This is a genomic window from Microvirga sp. 3-52, from assembly GCF_018383585.1.
Taxonomy (GTDB): domain Bacteria; phylum Pseudomonadota; class Alphaproteobacteria; order Rhizobiales; family Beijerinckiaceae; genus Microvirga.
In genome coordinates, this window is record NZ_JAHAMK010000052.1 from 1 (window position 1) to 19,121 (window position 19,121).

Genomic DNA, 19,121 nt, shown 5'->3' on the forward strand with positions numbered 1-19,121 from the left:
CGGCTCAAGGCAAAAGCCCCACGTAGCCTTGAAGCCTTGGAGGCAGAGCTCAAACCAGCCCTCGACACCATCAGCGCAAAGGATGCTCAAGGCTGGATCAGGCATGCCGGCTATGCTCTACACTGAGACCAAAAGCGCTTTAGCCGTTCTTTCTCGGCAGAAGTCCAGCTTTGACGTCTGCTGCCGTGACGGCCTTGCGGAACACGGCTTCGCGAAGGTAGATCGAGTCGAAGACCGACTTGCAACTGCTCTTCCGAATGAACACGAACGGCTTGCGATTGTGCTTCATGATATGCTCCCATGTCAGGATAAGATCGTTGTATCCCGAAACCCGCGGGAGGACTGTGGCCGCCGTCACAGTTCGGAGCAGGGCTCGACCTTCCGCTTTGAAAGGATGAGGTGGGGTTTCAGCAACCAACCTGTTGCGTGGCCAGTCCGGCAGTGTGACGCCGGTTACAGATATCGATGCGGCTCTTAGGGCATCAAGGTTCAATGCGAACTGACGATACCCTGGAGTGGATTCTATGGACAAGTGCAGGCGTTACTGGACCCGTTACATGAACGCGATGATACTGTCACGCCAGGTCCCAGACCCTTCAAAGCGAAGTGTATTGATCCGAGAGGCGTACATTTGGCTTCAGCGATACTTCGATGCCGAGGAGCAGGAACTTGCCCGGCGGCGCATCGTTTTTGCGCAAAGATAAGCTGAGCTTAGCCGGAGCTTTCTCCACCGTGCCGCAGCTCTGGGCGGTCCGTGCCAGCAAATATTGAAACGGCCCGTTCGGCTCGAACGATCGGTCAATTGGCAAATGATACCTGAGAGGTGCTTCCACGCAAATGGAAACACCTCTCTTCCTCTTCTGCGGCAAGCACGATGGCGAACCGAATACAGTTCACCGAAAATGCATCACCAGCGATGATCCCGCACGATCGGACGTGAACGGTGGTCCCTCACGATGGGGCCGCGAGGGGTGTTGGTGACAACCACGCCTCCGGGGTGCGCGTCGACAGGTTGGCGATGATCTCGCACGACAGGCGTCGGCCTGTCCCATAGGTCCCTGGGACGCGTGGTAACCCGAGGATCGCACGCTTCGGCACTTGTAGCGCCATAGCCACCCAAGAGCACCAGGGACCGCGCGACACCAAATCGGGTTCGATATCTCTTCATCATTTTCAATCTCCTCAGAAAGGCCATTGCACCCTTGCAGACTTACACAGAAGGGCAGCCTCCCAATGTGAGGCTCGTCATAGAGACGAAAATGAATGTGCCCCTGTTGCTGATTGACCTGACATTCTTGATGTTCCGTTCAAGACGAGGACTTGATCGAGGCACGGTGCTGCGGAAAGTGAAAAAAGCGCCCCGAAACGAGATCGGGGCGCTGAGTTGACAGGGAGGAACACTTTCAAACTAGCCTATTGCCTTCCAATGATCTGTGCGCTGCATCACACCAGGAATTGTGTGACGGCGGTCACGGAACGACCACGCGCTCCGAGCCATGATGGGCTCAATCAAAGGAGCTTGATATGACACTCACCATTCTCGATCCACGGACCGGCCAGCAAGTGACTATTACCGTTTCCGACAAGCCGACCAGCCTCATCAGGGCGTGACGGCACACGTATTACGAGGGCTTTTGTCCGGTTGCGTCATGCGGGAAAAGAGTATGAATCTCATCAAGCACTACCGAGAGAAGGCCGCCAGGGCGGACCGTCTGGCGGATGATCCGTATCAGAAGGCGGACGTTCGCGTGGAACTCCGCTCAATAGCGCGTCGATGGCGTCACTTGGCCGAGCAGGCCGACTGGCTCTCCCGCCGGTTTCTATACCCGAAGTTGTAAAGGTCCTAGGCGCGAAATCATTCTTCAGCGTGTACGGGATTATCTGCGCAATGAGATTGCTCGTGCTGCGAGTACGGCACCGACGCGGGAAATGGTCACGCTTGTCCGAATGCCGGCGTTAGCTGCGGTCCGACGGGCGTGAGGGCCTGAAGGTCTCGATTGTTGCGATAGCTGTGATCGGGAGTGCTCAGAAGGCGATCTTTCAATCGACCGGGAGCGAGAGGCAGAATGATGAGCCTTGTCCCTGAGAGGGACTTGGCTCGCCCTGCATCCTTCGTTTTCCCCTTAATGGATGGTCGGCATGACGGCGGAAAATGGGATCAGCAGCATTTCTTCATCATCCTCGTCACTGACATAGACGTGCCAATCCGAGAAGTCGCGTGTGCCGTAAGCTCCCTCGAGGAGCGCCCGCGCCAAGGTAAGAGCCCGATCACGGGCCTCTATCAGGTCGAGAACCTCTGCTCCATCACGATCGATCAGGATCTCGCCGGGACCTGCGCAGTGAAAGTACAGATAGAACATTTGAGCCTCCATCTCGATGGCTACACTCTGGCATGGGCCGGGTCCGGCTTCTGTGCTCATGATCACGGTTCTCAGGGACGTCCGGTGGCATGGTCAGCCTCACATGGAGTCCGATCATGTCCCGTCGCATCCTATGTCTCCTCGCTCTTCTCTTCGTGGCCGACGCCATTGCCGTGAACGGCCGTGCGCCCCGACCCGTCGTATTGTCCGGCAAGGAGATGCTCGATGTGACCCGGCTCGCGCGTTAGCAGGTTTCGCTCGCCGTCTAATTCCGCCCGGCCTTATGTGACCACCGGCACAGAAATGCGTCGCGATCTCGAAGATCATAGGAACGAACTCAGGAGGTTATCATGGTTCTCATCGTCCTGGATCGATTGACCGATCAGCCAGTGATCGTCTCCGTTCCGATCCGGCCTGCCACGCGGAAGGCAGAACCCGCAATCGTCATCCATCCCCATCAGTTCGCCAGCAGGAGGCCGTGATGAAACCCTCGAAACTCTCCGCCAAGCGGCGCGCACGGCGCTGGATCTTGCAGGAACTGAACGGAGCTAAGCAGTAGCGGAAATAGGGTGAGCCAAAGGCGGGGAGTGCTCCTCCGCCACGCTTGCCCGCCGGTTTGCCAATGCCGGGACGGGCTCCCGAAGCATTCACCTGACAGGTCGGCCGTATTTCGCTTTCGATTCAATCTTGGCCGCGTCGGCCTCGGCAATCTGTTCGGCCTGCAATGACGCCGGAATAGGCCTGTACTCCTCTGTTTGGCTCAGGACGCGGCTGATGCACATAGTCTCCAGTCCGTCATCGGCCGTCCGGGGAAGAACGCAGTCCCGTCAGGTTGAGAGAATCCCTCATTCATATATAATTGCTTGGCTTTCAGCCTCGATTGCGAGTTCCACTCGCAAGACCATCCCAGGGGGACCCGACGGTGCGTCTCGGTGGAGAACAGATCCAAAGGGATTTGCCGTTTTTCTCGGCTCTCTCGGTTAGCTCTTTTTTCTCCGCGCTCGGGCCCGACGCAATCGCACAAATCGCGGCCTTATGTACATCCCGGAAGATGACCGATGGAGAAACATTGTTTCTCAAGGGCGACCCTGGGGATGCTCTCTACGGTGTCAGGCGCGGGCAGATCGTTATCACGACGACGACCGATACAGGTCGGCAGTTCACGCTCAACATTCTCGGACCCGGCGATATCTTCGGCGAGATTGCCCTTTTGGATGGGCAGCCCAGGAGCGCCGACGCGGTCGCCTCGGGCCATGTCGAACTATTCATGATCCGGCGCAGTGATTTCCAGGATCTTCTCAAGCGGCAGCCGGAGATCACGACCAGGATCATCGAACTGCTCTGCGAGCGCCTTCGCTTCTCGAGCGAGCGGTTGGAAGAGGCCTCTCTTCTGTCCCTCAGATCCAGGTTGGCGCGACGCCTGTTGAAGCTCGCAGAGGATTTCGGGGGAGAGGTCGACATCACGCAGGAAGAACTCAGCGTTCTTGTCGGAGCCGGGCGGGAAACGGTCAATCGGCAGCTGCAGAAATGGCGAAAGAGCGGAGTCGTGGAGCTTGGGCGGGCCCGAGTGAAGATTATCGACACACGGCGCCTGCAGCAGGAGGCCACCGAGCGGGACCGGGAAACGGAATGAGCGCCCTTGAACTCCGACATGGTGCCAATCCGGGTCGGGCGCCCGGATTATCGCCGCCATGGGACCAGGGCTCATTTATCGTACGATGATGTGAGCGATGTGCCGGCCGGATCGAGAGTAAGGTAAACCCAGCCCGCGGTCTCAGAGCTTTCCCGCTTGATATACCGGTAGTTCGTCCTGAACCACTCCAGCACCACATCCGATTTGTTGTCCAGGATGAGATCTCCACGATCCGTGCGGACGGTCAGAACCGCATGGCCCTCGCCGTTCTCGTCGATGACGACCGTCATGCGCAGCGCCCGGCGCGGCAGGCCCGCGTCGACCAGCATTCGGCGCTTAAGGAGTTGGTAGTCCTCGCAGTCGCCCAATCCATCAGTCGGGTAGCTCCACAGATCGACGATGCCCCAGTGATTATGATCGGTCACCGGAATCAGCATGCGGTTCACAGAGAGATTCACGGAGGAGAGGAGGGCGGCAAGATCCTCGGTCATCGGGAGAGCCTCGGGCTGCCGGAGATCGACGCTGCACTCGTCCGCGTTTCGACTGCAGAACTCGACCCAACCTGGGAGGGGCGGAGCTTCGTCATCCCGAAAGAGATGTGGACCGGCATTCACGGAACCCATCGCCGACAAGAGCAACGCCAGAACGATCCAAGTCCGTCTTCCCATTTCAGCCTCCCGCGGGAGATGGTAGCGGTCAGATCGATTGGGGCATCCCCCTCGGCCTGAACCGCTGATGGGATCAGACTGACTTTTTTCGTAGGTTTGTTCTGTGCCCGCAGTCACAAATTTCGGCGTGAGCGGGATCGATGCCTGATGCTTGCGCCACTGCCACCTGTGAAGATCGGTCCACGGCTATGCAAATCTGAGGATCGTCGGGGCGGCCAGCATACGTCGTTAATTTCCTTTCACGCCTACAGGTATCTGTCCTGGATATCGATGGATGATTTGATCCCGACTTTCGGGAAATCGTCCCGCAGCCACGCATCTGCCTTCTTGCGGCCGATCGTATACAGATCGGTGAGAAAATTCCAATCAGCGTTCAGTTTCGAGGCCGCTCCAAGGTGCCGCATGACTTCGTCGGCTTCAACGGCATGCAGGCGCACCTGCCGGATATCGGGAGTTAGAACTCGCCCTTCCTCAACAAGTCTGTTCAGGAACTCGACCGCACGCACCTCCCTCATCAACGACGAGTTGAAGCTGATCTCGTTGATCCGGTTGAGAATCTCGGCCGCCGTCCTCGGAACGGTGGGCCTGCTGATGGGATTGATGTGAACCACAACGATATCGGATGTCTCGCAGCGGTAGATCAGTGGGAAGAGAGCTGGGTTCCCCATGTAGCCTCCATCCCAATAGTATTCCTCGTCGATTTCTACAGCCTGGAAGATGAACGGCAGACAAGTCGACGCAAGTACGACTTCGGGGCTCATCTCATGGTTCTCGAAAACACGGATCTTGCCGGACCGAACATTGGTGGCGGAGAGAAACAATTTGACCTGACGACTGCGTCGCAGAAGCTCGAAATCGACTGTCTGTTCAAGCACGGTGAGCAGGGGATTATAGTTGAATGGGTTGAGCTCGTAGGGCGAGGCCACCTGCGTCAGCATGTGAAGCAGAAGAAAGGCCGGGGATGTCTCCAGACCTCGATTTCCCGCGAGGCGATCGAGGAAGGATGGTTGAATGGGGCTCAGGAGGGCGGCACGCGAGATCTGTTGCCAAAACTCCCGCAGGGCCTGGCGGGCTCCCTCGCGTCCTCCCTTGATCAATCCGCAAGCGCAGACGACGGCATTGACCGCTCCCGCGCTCGTGGCGCTGATGCCATCGAAGGCAACCGCGTCCTCTTCCAGCAGGCGGTCGAGCACGCCCCACGCGAAAGCCCCATGGGCTCCCCCGCCCTGGAGCGCCAGATTGACTGGCTTCACCTCCAGTCTCCGCGCAGAACGTCGCTTGCGTGAGACGCTGCTCTCAGCCCTGTTCATGGTCGCCTCTTGGCGCAGGCATCTTCCGGGTCCTGGTCAGGGAAATCTTATACGGCTTCCGTCCTCGATGACGAGGGTTCGAACTGGGTAGGGAGCTGTGCCGGTATCAGGCCAGAGAAGGCATCGAGATCACAATTCGTGGGCCTGGCCATCGTGCAGGATTCTGCGCAATGGCCAGGCCGTCGGGGAGGGTGTCTCGCTTTTACTCGCGGAAGGTGACGGCCAGCTTGTCGGTGAGAGGCTGCGTCAGATAAGTGATGATACGTCGAGAATCACCCCGGATCAGCACGTCGGCGGGAAGTCCCGGTGTCAGTTCCTTTCCCTCCAGCTTGCGCCGCTCTCCAGGAGCAATCGCAATCTTGACGGTAAAGAAAGCCTGTCCGGATTGGCTGCTGACGACTTGGTCCGGAGAGACATTGGTGACCACTCCCTCGAGTTCCAGCGGCACCGGGAGCTTGAAAGAGCTGATATGGATGGTGGCCGGCTGGTCGATATGCACCTGATCCACCTCCTCGGGCCGGATTTTCGCATTCACGATCAGCGGTTCCGAACTCGGGATGATCGACATCAGCTTCTGGCCGGGGGCGACGATGCCGCCGATAGTATGAACCATAAGCTCGTGGACCAGTCCCGTCCTTGGCGCCCGGATGTCGAGCCGCTGAAGACGGTCCCGGGCGGCCGCGAGTTGCTCTTCGGTCTCGGCAACACTGGCCGTGACGGCTTGAAGCTGTCTCAGGACCTCCGAGCGTGAATTTTGGGTAAGCTCGGCAATTTTGAACTGGATCTCCGTGAGCTGGGAGCGGGCGCCGGCGATACGGGCTTCAATGTCGCCCATCTCGCCTTTCAGGCGGCTCACCTCGCGTTCGGTCTGACGCAGCACAGGCCGCCGGATCAGACCCTTGCTGTCGAGCATTCGCTGGTCGGCAAGCTCGGCCGTCACCTGCACGAGCTCTTCCTTGAGCGCCTTGTATCGCTCGCCAAACCCGTCAATCTGCCGCTCGACCTGATGTTTGCGCTCCTGATGCTGAGAGAGCTGGCTCATCCGCGTGAAGCGCCGCTCGTTCATGAAGTTCTCCTCCGCAGCGAAGGCCGCTCTCAATGCACTTTGGGCTTGCCTGGAGGGAACTGGAATTTCAGGTCGCGCGATCGTCGTGCGGTCCAGGTTCTCGGCCTCGAGGCGGGCTTTCTGGGCGGTCAGATCGATCAGCTTGCGTTCGAATATGCTCGCATCGGCCGTGACCTTGGCGGCATCGAGTCGGACAAGGACCTGCCCTTCCTGCACAAGCTCGCCTTCCTTGACCAGGATCGCTCCGACAACACCGCCCTCCAGATGCTGAACGGCCTGGGCACTGGATTGAACCGCAAAAGTACCCGACGTCACGACCGCGCTGTCGACTTTGGCCGCGACGGCCCAGCCGCCGATCCCGAAGAACACGATGAACGAACTCAAGATGAACCAGCGCATCAGCCGGCGCATGGAGGAGGAATTGGCGACGAGGTCAAATTCGAACTCGGTCATGGCGCACTCCGCTGTGTGGGCTGCCGTCGCCTGCAGGGCGATCGGTGGATCCGTCTTCAGGCTTTCGCGCAGGTCATGAATGCCCGACGCTCGTTCCTGAATGAGGTTGGCACGCTGGGCGATCCGGTGCTGTGGCCCAGGTCACAGTTTCTAGCTCGCATGGCCGTTGGAACGCTGCACGCGGGTTGCATCCAGGTTGGTGACGGTCGCCGCGGCGAGGCTGTCCGCCCGGGACGACAGTGCCGTGGCAGGAGCATCGGCTTCGGAATGCGTGAGCGGAGCGGGGTGAGCTTCGGAGGCCGTCGCGCCTGTTGTCGCTGCCGGTCCAGGTTGGGTGATGGGTGTCACGCTGCCCGATTGCGGGCTTGCCGCCTGAGATGGCTTGTGCGGCTGCCCGATGCGAGGGAACAGGGCGGCGAGGACCTGCTCCTTCGGGCCGAACATCTCGGCGCGACCGGCGCGGACCGACAGGATCTTGTTGGCGGCGAAGATGGCGCTTGGCCGATGAGCCACGATGACAACGATCTTTCCTGCCTGGCGCATCTGGTGAATGGCGTCGTTAAGCGATTGTTCTCCAAGGGGATCGAGGTTGGAGTTGGGCTCGTCGAGCACGATGAGGAACGGATTCCCGAACAGGGCGCGGGCGAGTCCGATGCGCTGGCGCTGACCGCCGGACAATGTGGCGCCGCCCTCTCCGACGGGCGTGTCATATCCCAGCGGGAACGCGAGGATCATGTCGTGCACGCCGGCCAGCCGCGCGGCTTCGACCACCTGTTCGGTGGTTGCATCCTTGCGAAAGCGTGCAATGTTCTCGGCGATCGTCCCATCGAAAAGCTCGATGCTCTGGGGAAGGTGGCCGATCGCATCGGCGAGAGCGTCCGGCGAATACTGGCCGATCAAGGCATTGTCGAAGCGAACCTCGCCACGGGCCGTGGGCCAGGCACCGACAAGTGCACGAACCAGGGTGGACTTGCCGCAGCCGCTCGGGCCGATGATCCCAAGGGCGTCGCCCGCCTCGATTTCGAACGATACCCCGGCGACAGTCGCGATTGCTGCGCCCGGAGGAACGATTGCAACATCCCGCACTGACAGCGCGTGGTGCGGACGAGGCATGCCATGTTTCTGCTGAGCTGCCTTCGGAAGCTTGGAGGTGAGGACCCGCAGTCGCCGGAGGGCCTGCCAAGCGGCCGATGTGCTGCGCCAATTCCCGATGACCTGATCGATGGGCGTGAGCGCGCGGGCGAGGATCACCGAGCTCGCGATCATGGCACCCGGCGACATCTGCGTCTCAATGACCAGATAGGCACCGAGGGCGAGCATCGCCGATTGCAGGACGTGACGAACCGTCTTGGAAATGGCGCCGAAGACGCTGGCGTGATCTGCAAGATTGCGTGCATGGGAGATCGAATTCACGTAGCTGCTGCCCCAACGCTTGCACAGGTCGTCTCCCATGCTCATCGCCGCTGCCGCCTCGGAGTTGCGCCTTGCATCAAGCAGCAGGGTCATGGTTGCCGAATGCACCTGGTTTGCCGACTTGATCGTCCCTTTGGTGGCGTATTCATTGATCAGGCTGAGGATGACGAGAAACAGAGCGCCGGCTCCGGCAGCAAGAAACAGGATCGGATTCACCAGAAACAGGATCGCGAAATAGATCGGCATCCACGGGAGATCGAGGAGAGCGGCCGGTCCAGGGCCCATGAGGTAATTGCGAATGGACGCCAAGTCCTGAAGCGGATCGTGATTGCGGGCATGAGGTCCGAAATGGAGTGGCAGCTTCAGTGTCGCCTCGAACAGGGTTGGAGCGAGCCGGTGGTCGAAGGTGATGCCCACCCGGGCCATGAGCTTGCCGCGCAGTCCCTCCAAAAGGCCATAGAAGGCATAGAGCAGCAGGGCGAGCAGAGAGAGGGCCACCAGCGTCGGGAGGCTCTTGCTCGACAGTACTTTGTTATAGACCAGCATCATGAAGATGGGACCGGTCAGCATCAGGACGTTTCCAAGGCAACTGATGGCACTGATGCCGATCAGTGGCTTCCTGAGCGTGCGAAGAGCGGTGCGGAGTTGGACTTCGGCGCTGTTCCTCATTCCATTCTTCATCGCGAGCGTCCTTGTTACGAGCCATCCAGGCGAGCTGATACGGTTCAAGGTGAGCCACCGCCGTATGGCGTCTGTCGTGCGATCATGAGCGAACTCCGCGCCGAATGCTGTGACATGCGTCACAATCTTTTCGGTTGAGTGCCTGTCCCGCATCCAAACATTCGAAGGATCCTGGCTGCCGGTGCTCGAAGAGAGGCATTCGCGGGATCGACGCGCTCATGTCGTACGGAGCGCTCAATCGGACGAGGCGGTGGGGAACGCCGAGGTCAGAGAGGAGGAGCGTCACTGAAGCTCAACCGATGACGCCCTGGGAGGGGATCACCAGTACGTGGGTAGCCGTAAAGAAAAAGGGCCCCAAAGAACGGGGTCCTTCGGAGCCCGCATGGGCGCGCGCGCTCACATTGCTCAGGCGAAATCTGGAAGGTTCATGAGACCGGCCGATTGCTCCACCGACGCCGATTGGAGACCGCTCGCATTGACATCGCCGCCGATATCGATGGAACTGCCGTTGGATGCGTTCAGGAAAACAAGAGTGTTCTGGATCTGCGTGGTCTGGATCAGGGTGTTGAATTCCACATTGAGGTCGTCGATCGCGAAGACGATGATCGGCGAGGAGCCCCCAATAGGGCCCGGGCTGTTGGACAGGTAATCGAAGAGCAGCGCTTCGAGCCCACCGGCATCCTCCCAGGGGGTGTCCCAGCCAAGATTGCCGCCGTCTTGTGACGGCATGGAGGCATCCGGCGTGTTGTCCTGATCTTGCCCGCGATTGCCATAGTCGTTCCTGAAATGGTGCTCCGGCGCGTCACCTCGGTCCCGGTCCTCGTGAATGTCGCTTCGGCCCCCGCGTGTGCGCGGATGAGGTTCATCATCCTGATGGAAGGCGTGATGATGGTGCGGGCAGTCGTCATGTCGATCCGAGTGTTCATCCGGCCTGTTCCAATTCTTGTGCCAGTAATGATCGGACATCGGACTCTCCTCGGTTGCGGCCCGATCGATGGATCATGCCGATCGCTCGCCCGAAATCGGGCGCGGTGCGACAGATGTATCAACCGCACCCGGCAGCAGACAGTGATCTGCGTCACACATGGCCCGTTCTACAGATTGTCTTGCACGTAGTTCGTCGACCGTTATGCTGGGTGGCCTCGTGCTCCACCCCTCTGGGAAATCGACCATGGCAGAGGTTCAATCGTCACATGCGGCGACCGGCGCAGACAAGTCGGTCAAGCTCGAAGCGCTTGATATCTTCAAGGCCATTGATCCATCGACGATCGAGCAGATCGTCCGCAGAGCCCAGCAGCGAACGCTGGAGAAGGGCGAGCTGCTGTTCAATGTCGGAGATACCTCCGATGCGCTTTATGTCATCGCCGATGGGCGAGTTCGGATCTGGACGGTCTCGGCAGCGGGTGCCGAAGTGACGCTCAATGTGCTGACCAATGGAGCCGTTTTCGGCGAGATTGGCATGCTTGACGGTGGGGTGCGGACTGCGGGTGCTTCCGCCATGCTGCGAACACGCCTGACGAGCATCGCACGGCGAACGTTCTACGAAGCGCTCGATCGGGATCCGAAGCTTGTGCGCAACGTGATCGATCTCCTGTGCAGACGCCTCAGATGGACTAGCGCCCGGATGGAGGATGCCACCCTGCGCCAGGCGCCCCAGCGCCTCGCGCGCATTCTCGGCCATCTTGCTCGGGATCATGGCCAAGCCACGCCCAAGGGGATCGAAGTCGTTCTCAAGCTGACCCAAAGCGAGATGGCCCAATGGACCGCTATGTCACGTGAAGGCTTAAACAAGGTTCTGAACCGATGGGCCGAAGAGCGCCTCCTGACTCAGGATCGAGGTGGGCTGATCGTTCACGACCTCGAGCGGATCGACGAAATTGCAGAATTTGGCGAGTAGAGGTCAGTGGCGCCGTCGCGCCATGACCTGTTGAGCGCGAGTGAGAAACTGCAGGCGTTCGTCCTTGGCCGGGATCTCGCGGGCAAGATCCTCGACAAGCTTAGCGAGATCCGTCAGGTTCGCCGCATGGCGCTTGACGAGCAATCCGGCGACGGGACCAAGATAGGTCGTCAGGGTGTGGGCGATCTCGGCAAGGCAAGCCTGAAGGGCAGCGGAATCCGCAGGAGCGGGACGGGCAGAGGAGCGCTCCGGGACAAGATCATCATCGGGTGGCGGAACTGCATCCGCGGAGCGGGCAGGGACGACGAGAGGGGCAGCCTTCGGCAGCGATATGGTCTGCGGGTCCGGGCAGGTCGAGGAAGGTAACGGAGGAGCGGCTTTTTCTTCCTTCCGTGCAGGAGCCACCGACATCACCGTCCGGTCGAGCGGCTCGATCAGGCTCAGGGTCGCATTCATGTCGGACGATGCAGGGGGCATCGCCACGCTGAACGTCGTGATCCGCCGCGGGCTATGCTTGAGGTCGAACACTCCGCGCTCCCCGAATGTCGCCGAGATGCGCGGCGCCACCGCCTCCATGACCGCTGCGGATACGAGAATCCCCCCAGGATCCGCGAGGCTTTCCAGGCGTGCTGCAATGACGAGCGTCTCGCCGAAAGGAAGATCGTCCTGGAACAGGACATCGCCGAGGTGGATCCCGATCCGCATACGGACCGCGTCGAACTTCGTCATTGCCGCAAGGCGCGCCTGTGTTTCGAGCGCGCAGCGAACGGCATCGACCGCGCTCTCGAAGAGCGCGAACAGGCCATCTCCCGGCATCCCGAAAAGCCATCCCCCATGGGCCGCGAGTTCCTCCCGGGCGATGCGCCTGGTCGCCCACAAGGCGTCGAGGGTATTGGTCTCGTCTACCGAAACCAAGCCGCCGAAATTCGCCATGTCGGCCGCGAAGACCGCTCGGAGGCGTCGGATTCGTTTGCCGGCAGGCTGTGGTGCATCGGGTGCCAGATTGTCCATCACTCTTTCATCGAAGGCCTACACGTCACTCTTTGGTCTCACTGAGTTTACCACGGATTTTCAGAAAGCTCGCGCGGTCCCGTTCGCTAGGAATGAAGTCTGAAAGACGGCGGTAGAAATCCTCCCGGCCGACCGATTTCTCCGCTTGGCGGGCGACAAGCTTTGGAGCAACCGGGCCGATGAGTGGCAGCAGCACTTCGGTCACCGCTCGAATTTCCGTTTGTGAGATGACGGCCTCCATCTGCGCAATCTTGAAACCTTTGTCGTCACGCAGCACCTGCTGGGCCGTTTTCCGGAAGGTCGCAGCTTCGGCGTCGGTTTTGATTTGCTGCACGAGCAGGTCGAGGAACGTATCGATATCCATGGACTCGTGGGAGGCCTGTTTCACCAATAGGTGCCCGATAGGTCCGAGTGAGTGCGCGAGAGATCGCCCAAGCGCGTCGATCGTGCTGGGAGTGAGGACTTCGGCCATCGTTTGATTGAGATGCTCCTTTGCAGGTGCCGGTTGCTCCTTTCCCGGCCCATGGGAGAGTTCGGTCAAATCGAGCGGCGGGAGGTCGGCGCTGGGGCGCATTTCAATTGATGCGTTGAGCGCAACGATGAATTCATCGGCCGTGTGGAAGCGATCCTCGGGGTTGCGGGCAAGTGCCTGCTGGACGACGGCGTCGATCTCCGGCCAAAGCTCAGGCCGATAGATCCTGATCGATGGCGGCGAATCGTTCATAAGCTTGCGCATCAATTCGGGCAGGTCGGCAGCAACGAACGGCTTGGCACCCGTCAGCATTTGAAAGAGGATGACTCCGGCGGAGAAAAGATCTGCGCGGGCATCGGCCGGGCGCCCGAGAAACCGCTCCGGAGCCATGTAGTTCGGCGTGCCGATCGGGATGCCGCCGGGTTTCGTGAGGTCGAGCGCATCGACATGGGCTACTCCGAAATCGGAGACTTTGATCGAAGCAGCGGAAGGGCACAGAATGTTGGCAGGCTTGACGTCGCGGTGAATGACCCCCTTGGAGTGAGCGTAGCCGAGGGCGAACAGCAACTGCGCCATAATCTCGCCGACCTGCCGAATTGGCAGCAACGTGCCCCGCCGGATCACATTCTCCAGCGTGCCTGCATTGACATACTCCATGATGATATACGGTGCGCCATCATGCTCCACGAAATCGAAAACTGTGACGATGTTCGGGTGCAGGCACCTTGCCGCGGAACGAGCTTCGGTTGCGAAGCGACGGAGAAGCTCGTCGTTCTCGCTCATGTTCTCCAGAATCTCGGGGCGAAGCGTCTTGATCGCCAGCGGCCGATCGATCTGCTCATCATAACCTTTATAGACCACGCCGATTGCGCCGCGGCCGACGACATGGTCAAGGCGATACTTGCCGACCCTGGCGGGCATGCCACCTGCTCCGCCTTGGCTACTGCCTGTCCTCAGATCCTTGTCTGCGGCCATCGGAGAAAATTCCCTGCCGAGCGGTAATCTGGTTCTGTTAGGCCAGGGATCAATCGTGTTGATCACTTTTCGAGCATCTTCAACGCGCTATCGAGGCTCCTGCGCATCCTGTTGAAAGACCGTGAAAGGGATGCGATCTCGTCCGAACCGGGATATTCGAACTCGGCAACGGAAGCATCGCCCATGCTGACGGCCTCTGCTGTCTTCGCCATCCGCGTCACCGGGCTGATCACATACCGATTCAGCAGGATGTTGAGCAGGATCAGAAGGACCAGAAAGATGACGCTCGAGGTGCCAACGAACAGTACCAAGTTCCGCCAGATCGATCCTTCGGCAATGTCCATAGGCACGGATATGATCTGTGCTCCGATGGTCTCGTTGAGTTTCCAGCCGAAGCCGTTCTTGTTGCCATAGAGAGCGACCATCGAGGGAGGGGCCCTGTCGGGGGTCGAATGGCAGGTCAGACAGGATTCGTCCTTGATTACCAAGGGGTAAGTTGCCGTGTAGTGGGAACGATTGTCGATCGTCTGGAAGCTGACGTCCTTGATCAGGTCGGGATTTGCCCGGAGCTTCTCGATGACCTCTCGCTCCCAATCGCGTGCAAGATCGGCGGGGTTGGTCGGGTTGAGCGCAGCTTCCTTGTAGAAGAATTGCGGGTAGAATCCTCGGAAGTTGCGGAATGCCGTCTGAGCCGAAAAGGACGGAATCGTCTGCGGCAGGAACTGGACGCTCGAGTGCTCCGCCAGCAAGGGCTGTATCTCTTCCGAGGTATAGCGGCGTATGGAAAGCGCTTGAGCTCGCAGAACATCGATCTGCGACTGCAGCTGTTCCATGGCTTCTTGCCGGGAAATTTGATAAAATGGATAGATCGATAAGCTGAGCCCAAGCAGATAACAGACGGCGAGAATGATATTGAATTTCAGCCGTAATCCCACGGGAGATCTCCAACGGCTCGAGAGGTTAGTTCGCGTCCCAACTACTAGATCCCATGATAGTGCAAGTCTTGGAGACGTGCCATGCATTTCGGACAGCCAAGTGGGTTTGCGGGCGGTTCCTCTGTGCGCAAAAGCACATTGGCAGAGCTTGGTCGGATGCATCCGATACTCTTTCTAGGGAGTATTGTCTTTGCGCTGTCTTTGCTTCTGATGAGCGGCGTCACCGCTCGTGCCGCTGGTAGAGTTGCATTAGTCCTAACCGCGGAAGATTATCAAAAGCTTCCGAAATCCAGCATCGGTACGAAGCGGGGCGCCGAGATCGCAGAGGCGCTCAAGGCCCGTGGTTTCGAACTGATCGTAAGCCCCAATCCGAGCAATGCTACAGCCAGAGCCAGTTTGCGGGACTTCGCAGCGAAGGCGGAGGGAGCAGACCTTGCCTTCGTGGTTCTGATCGGGCACGGGGTCGCCTGGGGTGGTCAGACCTTTTTCCTGGCTACCAACACCGAACTCGGACGGGCGACCGACCTTTTGTCGCGCGCGCTCTCGACCACCAACATCGCGCAGATCGTCGGACGAGCGCAGACCGGTGGCGTATTCTTCTTCATGACTTCGCCGACCTTCGAGAGCCCCATCGAAGGGCTGGATCCCAGGCCTCAGTTCACCAGCGAGGCGCCAAAAAACACTGTCGCGGTCTTTTCCAGCTCGGCCCGAATTCCGGTATCCCGCATCGATGCGGCAGGCGAGCAGGCCGCGGAGGCGCTGACCAAAATGCTCCAGCAACCAAGTCCGTCGCTCAGTGAGGCGGTCAAGGTTGCGTCCAACGGCAGCATGGGGGCCGTGTTCGGGCGCGTTGACGAGATCAGCCTCGCAAAGCCTGCTCCCGCACCTGCAGCGCAGTCCGTCGCCTCTACGGCTCCACAAGCCGCCGCCGCCCAGAGGTCGGAGGAAATCGAGGGGAAGCTGGAAGCGGAGCGTCGAGCACGGGAGCAGGCTGAAACACGCGCGCGGGACGAGCAGCTGAGGGCCGAGCGGGCGCAGGCCGAGGTGCTGAAGGCCCAGGCTGATGCCAAGAAGGCTCAGGCCGATGTCGAGAGAGCTCAAGCCGACGCCGAAAAGGCGAAGCAGGAAGCCAAACGCGTTGAAGCCCAGGCACAGATCGCGGCCACACAAGTCGAAGGTTTGAGACATGTTCCAGTAGCGGCTCCCATCGAAGACACGCAACTTGGTCAAAAGCAGCGCCGTCTGATTCAGCAGCGGCTCCGGGAACTTGGCCTTTACACGGGTCCGATCGACGCCATCATGGGGCCGCTGACTCGGGAAGCGATCATGGGCTACCAGAAAAGCCGTAGCGCAGCAGTCACAGGCTATCTGACGCCCGAGCAGTTCGACGCGCTCCTTCCGAACCAAACGGAGTGATCGAGCTGCCTGGCCTTCATGGAAAAGCCGGAGTGGCCGCATTGAATGAGACCATGCTTGGGCGATGTGCGGCGTGAGCGATTGTTCGTTTCGCCCTCCGCGCATCGGCGGAGGGAAGCTCGTTCCTGCGCGTCCATTCCCGGGGAACTGGCATGATGGCAGGGCTGGCTTTCCTCATGACCACTGAACCGAGTCCGAGGGTCCGATGACCGATCCGTCTCCTGCAGCTCTCAATCGACGATCCGTGTTGCTCCATGCGGGTGCCGCTCTGGCGGTGGCGGCCACTCCGACGATCGTGACGGCTGCCGAACTGGTCGCGACGCCGGGGCAGACAGAGGGACCTTTCTATCCTGTCGAATTTCCGCCCGACATGGACGGCGATCTTGTCCGGGTGACGGGCCAGGCCGCCCGGGCGCTGGGGCAGGTGATCCATGTGTCGGGGCATGTGGTCGATCTGCGCGGCCAGCCGAGGCCCGGAAGCGTGGTCGAGATCTGGCAGTGCGATGCCAACGGCATCTACCGGCATCCCCGTGCGGGCGGGCAGGGGCGCATCGATCACGCCTTTCAGGGATACGGCCGCACGCAGGTCGACGAGCAGGGGCGGTATCGCTTCCGCACCATCCGGCCGGTGCCTTATCCCGGTCGGACGCCTCACATCCATTTTGCCGTGCATGTGCCGGGGCAGGGGCGGCTGGTCACGCAGATGTATGTCGAGGGTGAGCCCCTGAACGCGCGGGACGGCGTCCTGAACGGCATCCGCGACCCGAATGCCCGCCGCAGCGTCATCGTGCCGTTGCTCGCCACGCAATCGCCGGAGCCGGGCGCGCTCCATGGGCGGTTCGACATCGTCGTGGCGGCGTGATCGCCCGCATGCCTATTCCTGCGCCGGGCGCTCCGCCTTGCGGGATTGAATGCGGATCCGACCGCGGGCGACCACATCCGTGCTTTCGGCCGTTCTGTCGGTCCTGGACCGGTCCGTGCCCGGAGATCCGGTGAGATCGCCCGACCGTTCCGTCCCAGCGGGACGCTCCGCGCCAGCAGGGCCCTCCCATCCCTCGGCGCGCCAGGCGTCCTGCTGCTCGTCGAGATCCAGCACGCCTTCCCGATCCAGAATGCCGACGACCGCGTCCACCGCGGATCCATCGCATTTCACGATCACCACGGTGCCGCCGCGGATCACGCCCTCGGCATAGGCATGGGCGTCCGTTCGCGAGACGCCGAGATCCTCCAGGAGAGGGGCGAGGTTGTGCGGAGTGGCCCAGATGTCGATGTCATCGGCCGAAATGCCGGCCTGCTTCAGGTGGCTTGCGGCGGCGGATGCGTGATGCTCGCTATGGAAGAGGGATGTGACGGTTTTGGTCATCGGGTCGATCCCCTGCAGGCGGCTGGTTTTCGCGGCCCGGCCGGCCGGGCGATCGGCTCAATCTGCAACGCGGCCAATGTACCACGTCGTACCCGGATCCACCACCTGCCGGCATCGGCGCTTGCGGAGCGCCACATGTGCGTTACTTCATGGCAACGCCCGGAACTGTTACGCGTTGGATCGTCATGGCAAACCCTCTCAAGCTCGTCTCCGCTCCGCCCGAAGGAGTCCCCGGGGTCGTCGCGTCGGCGGTCTATGCGGGCGGCCGGCGGATACTGGAGATCCCGATCGAAAAGGCCGGGGAATGGTCGCGCAAGCCCGGGCACGTGGTCTGGATCGGCCTGCATGAGCCCGGGCTCGATCTTCTGAGGCGCGCCCAGGCGGAACTCGGCCTGCATGAACTCGCCATAGAGGACGCCCTCAAGGCTCATCAGCGGCCCAAGATCGAGCAATACGGCGACGCGCTGTTCGTCGTCGCCCGGACGGCACAGATGGTGGACGGGCGCATCGCCTTCGGCGAAACGCACCTGTTCGTCGGACGCGGCTACGTGGTTTCCGTCCGCCATGGCGCCTCGACGACCTATACGCCGGTGCGGGAGCGCTGCGAGGCGGCGCCGAAGGCACTCTCGGAGGGCGAGGACTTCATCCTCTATGCCATTCTCGATTTCATCGTCGACAACTACATGCCGGTCATCGAGACGATCCAGGCGGAGGTGGAGGAGATCGAGGATAGCATCCTGACCGCGAACCAGCCGCAGAGCCAGATCGTCCGGCTCTACCAGCTGCGCCGGGATCTCCTGCGCCTGCGCAACGCCGCGGTGCCCCTGGTGGAGGTGTGCCGGCGTCTCGAGCAGCCGGGCCTGCCGGGCGTGGACGCCGGGATGCAACCGCTCTTCCGAGACGTCTCCGATCACATCCGCCGGGTGCAGGAGGAGATCGAGTCGCTGCGGGAGGTGCTGGCCTTCGCGTTTGAGTCGAGCCTGATGACCGGGCAGTCGCAGCAGAACGAGATCACCCGCAAGCTGGCGGCCTGGGCCGCCATCCTGGCGGTCCCGACCGCGGTGGCGGGCATCTACGGCATGAATTTCGACGTGCTGCCCGAACTGCATTGGAAATACGGCTATCCGTTCGTGCTGACGATCATCGCGGCGACCTGTACGTGGCTGTACTGGCGTCTCCGCCGGAAGCACTGGCTCTGAACAAGGCACGCGCCTGCGGGCCCGGGGGTGGGATCAGCCCCGATCACGTCGTGTCTCCTGTCCAAGAGCCAGCACCTGTAGGCCCAGGGCGTGGGAGCCCTGAGCCGTCAGGTTGATCGAGGGAGGTGCGACGGGCCGCCCGGTTCGATGACTATGGGTGAGATGGAAGAGCCGGACGGCGCTTCGCACGCGGTACTTTTCAGGCGGACCTCCTGCGCTGTCAGCCCAGGGTCGGCCTCCCGCGATCACAGGCGTGCGAGGCCTGCGGC

General features: G+C 60.8%; 20 protein-coding genes. 7 read left to right on the plus strand and 13 right to left on the minus strand.

What is annotated here, in order from left to right; genetic code table 11:
* Window positions 1–139: 139 nt before the first annotated feature.
* Window positions 140–289 (minus strand): hypothetical protein, encoded by a 150-nt coding sequence (locus tag KHP60_RS23400; RefSeq protein WP_213566687.1) that lies wholly within the window; start codon window positions 287–289, stop codon window positions 140–142.
* A gap of 307 nt (window positions 290–596) precedes the next feature.
* Entirely contained in the window at window positions 597–833 is a 237-nt protein-coding gene (locus KHP60_RS23405) for a hypothetical protein (protein ID WP_213566688.1), read from the minus strand.
* 831 nt (window positions 834–1,664) lie between these two features.
* Between KHP60_RS23405 and KHP60_RS23410 the strand changes: the two genes are divergently transcribed.
* Entirely contained in the window at window positions 1,665–1,838 is a 174-nt protein-coding gene (locus KHP60_RS23410) for a hypothetical protein (RefSeq protein WP_213566689.1), read from the plus strand.
* A 285-nt stretch (window positions 1,839–2,123) separates the two neighbouring features.
* On the opposite strand, the gene KHP60_RS23415 is transcribed toward KHP60_RS23410, so the two are convergent.
* Entirely contained in the window at window positions 2,124–2,420 is a 297-nt protein-coding gene (locus KHP60_RS23415) for a DUF6894 family protein (RefSeq protein WP_249689074.1), read from the minus strand.
* 56 nt (window positions 2,421–2,476) lie between these two features.
* Between KHP60_RS23415 and KHP60_RS25585 the strand changes: the two genes are divergently transcribed.
* Together KHP60_RS25585 and KHP60_RS23420 are read left to right on the plus strand one after the other, a co-directional pair.
* On the plus strand, window positions 2,477–2,608 hold the full coding sequence (locus KHP60_RS25585) for a hypothetical protein (RefSeq protein WP_283770744.1): 132 nt from the start codon (window positions 2,477–2,479) through the stop codon (window positions 2,606–2,608).
* A gap of 803 nt (window positions 2,609–3,411) precedes the next feature.
* Window positions 3,412–3,993, plus strand: coding sequence for a Crp/Fnr family transcriptional regulator (locus KHP60_RS23420; RefSeq protein WP_249689075.1), 582 nt, complete (start codon window positions 3,412–3,414; stop codon window positions 3,991–3,993).
* Window positions 3,994–4,064: 71 nt separating this feature from the next.
* On the opposite strand, the gene KHP60_RS23425 is transcribed toward KHP60_RS23420, so the two are convergent.
* The 5 genes from KHP60_RS23425 to KHP60_RS23445 all read right to left on the minus strand — a co-directional run bounded on the left by KHP60_RS23425 (window position 4,065) and on the right by KHP60_RS23445 (window position 10,550).
* Entirely contained in the window at window positions 4,065–4,661 is a 597-nt protein-coding gene (locus KHP60_RS23425; protein ID WP_213566691.1) for a transglutaminase-like cysteine peptidase, read from the minus strand.
* Window positions 4,662–4,906: 245 nt separating this feature from the next.
* Entirely contained in the window at window positions 4,907–5,914 is a 1,008-nt protein-coding gene (locus KHP60_RS23430; RefSeq protein ID WP_311925283.1) for a patatin-like phospholipase family protein, read from the minus strand.
* Window positions 5,915–6,173: 259 nt separating this feature from the next.
* Window positions 6,174–7,490 carry an HlyD family type I secretion periplasmic adaptor subunit gene (locus tag KHP60_RS23435; RefSeq protein ID WP_213566693.1) on the minus strand — a complete coding sequence of 439 codons (1,317 nt, stop codon included), beginning with the start codon at window positions 7,488–7,490 and terminating at the stop codon, window positions 6,174–6,176.
* A 150-nt stretch (window positions 7,491–7,640) separates the two neighbouring features.
* Window positions 7,641–9,737, minus strand: coding sequence for a type I secretion system permease/ATPase (locus tag KHP60_RS23440; RefSeq protein ID WP_311925285.1), 2,097 nt, complete (start codon window positions 9,735–9,737; stop codon window positions 7,641–7,643).
* A gap of 252 nt (window positions 9,738–9,989) precedes the next feature.
* Window positions 9,990–10,550 (minus strand): hypothetical protein, encoded by a 561-nt coding sequence (locus KHP60_RS23445; RefSeq protein WP_213566695.1) that lies wholly within the window; start codon window positions 10,548–10,550, stop codon window positions 9,990–9,992.
* Between the two features lie 205 nt (window positions 10,551–10,755).
* Between KHP60_RS23445 and KHP60_RS23450 the strand changes: the two genes are divergently transcribed.
* Window positions 10,756–11,481 (plus strand): Crp/Fnr family transcriptional regulator, encoded by a 726-nt coding sequence (locus KHP60_RS23450; RefSeq protein ID WP_213566696.1) that lies wholly within the window; start codon window positions 10,756–10,758, stop codon window positions 11,479–11,481.
* 3 nt (window positions 11,482–11,484) lie between these two features.
* Here KHP60_RS23450 and KHP60_RS23455 read toward each other — a convergent pair whose 3' ends face one another.
* The 3 genes from KHP60_RS23455 to KHP60_RS23465 form a co-directional block, all read right to left on the minus strand.
* Entirely contained in the window at window positions 11,485–12,492 is a 1,008-nt protein-coding gene (locus tag KHP60_RS23455) for an adenylate/guanylate cyclase domain-containing protein (protein WP_213566697.1), read from the minus strand.
* A gap of 25 nt (window positions 12,493–12,517) precedes the next feature.
* Window positions 12,518–13,939: a serine/threonine-protein kinase gene (locus KHP60_RS23460; RefSeq protein WP_213566698.1), complete on the minus strand. Its 1,422-nt coding sequence runs from the start codon at window positions 13,937–13,939 to the stop codon at window positions 12,518–12,520.
* A 62-nt stretch (window positions 13,940–14,001) separates the two neighbouring features.
* Window positions 14,002–14,874, minus strand: a complete 873-nt coding sequence (locus KHP60_RS23465) for a DUF3365 domain-containing protein (RefSeq protein WP_213566699.1) — start codon at window positions 14,872–14,874, stop codon at window positions 14,002–14,004.
* Between the two features lie 81 nt (window positions 14,875–14,955).
* Between KHP60_RS23465 and KHP60_RS23470 the strand changes: the two genes are divergently transcribed.
* On the plus strand, window positions 14,956–16,290 hold the full coding sequence (locus tag KHP60_RS23470; protein WP_213566700.1) for a peptidoglycan-binding protein: 1,335 nt from the start codon (window positions 14,956–14,958) through the stop codon (window positions 16,288–16,290).
* Between the two features lie 205 nt (window positions 16,291–16,495).
* The gene (locus tag KHP60_RS23475; protein ID WP_213566701.1) at window positions 16,496–17,152 is read left to right on the plus strand and encodes a protocatechuate 3,4-dioxygenase; all 657 of its coding nucleotides are present in this window, start codon (window positions 16,496–16,498) and stop codon (window positions 17,150–17,152) included.
* 12 nt (window positions 17,153–17,164) lie between these two features.
* Here the strand turns inward: KHP60_RS23475 and KHP60_RS23480 are convergent, their stop codons facing one another.
* A complete protein-coding gene (locus tag KHP60_RS23480; RefSeq protein ID WP_213566702.1) occupies window positions 17,165–17,653 on the minus strand; it encodes a hypothetical protein in 489 nt (162 codons plus the stop codon).
* A gap of 185 nt (window positions 17,654–17,838) precedes the next feature.
* Here KHP60_RS23480 and KHP60_RS23485 point away from each other — a divergent pair, with 185 nt between their 5' ends.
* Window positions 17,839–18,852: a magnesium and cobalt transport protein CorA gene (locus tag KHP60_RS23485; protein ID WP_213566703.1), complete on the plus strand. Its 1,014-nt coding sequence runs from the start codon at window positions 17,839–17,841 to the stop codon at window positions 18,850–18,852.
* 33 nt (window positions 18,853–18,885) lie between these two features.
* Here the strand turns inward: KHP60_RS23485 and KHP60_RS23490 are convergent.
* Window positions 18,886–19,121 (minus strand): hypothetical protein (locus KHP60_RS23490; protein WP_213566704.1); only part of this gene is annotated, 236 nt, incomplete at its 5' end.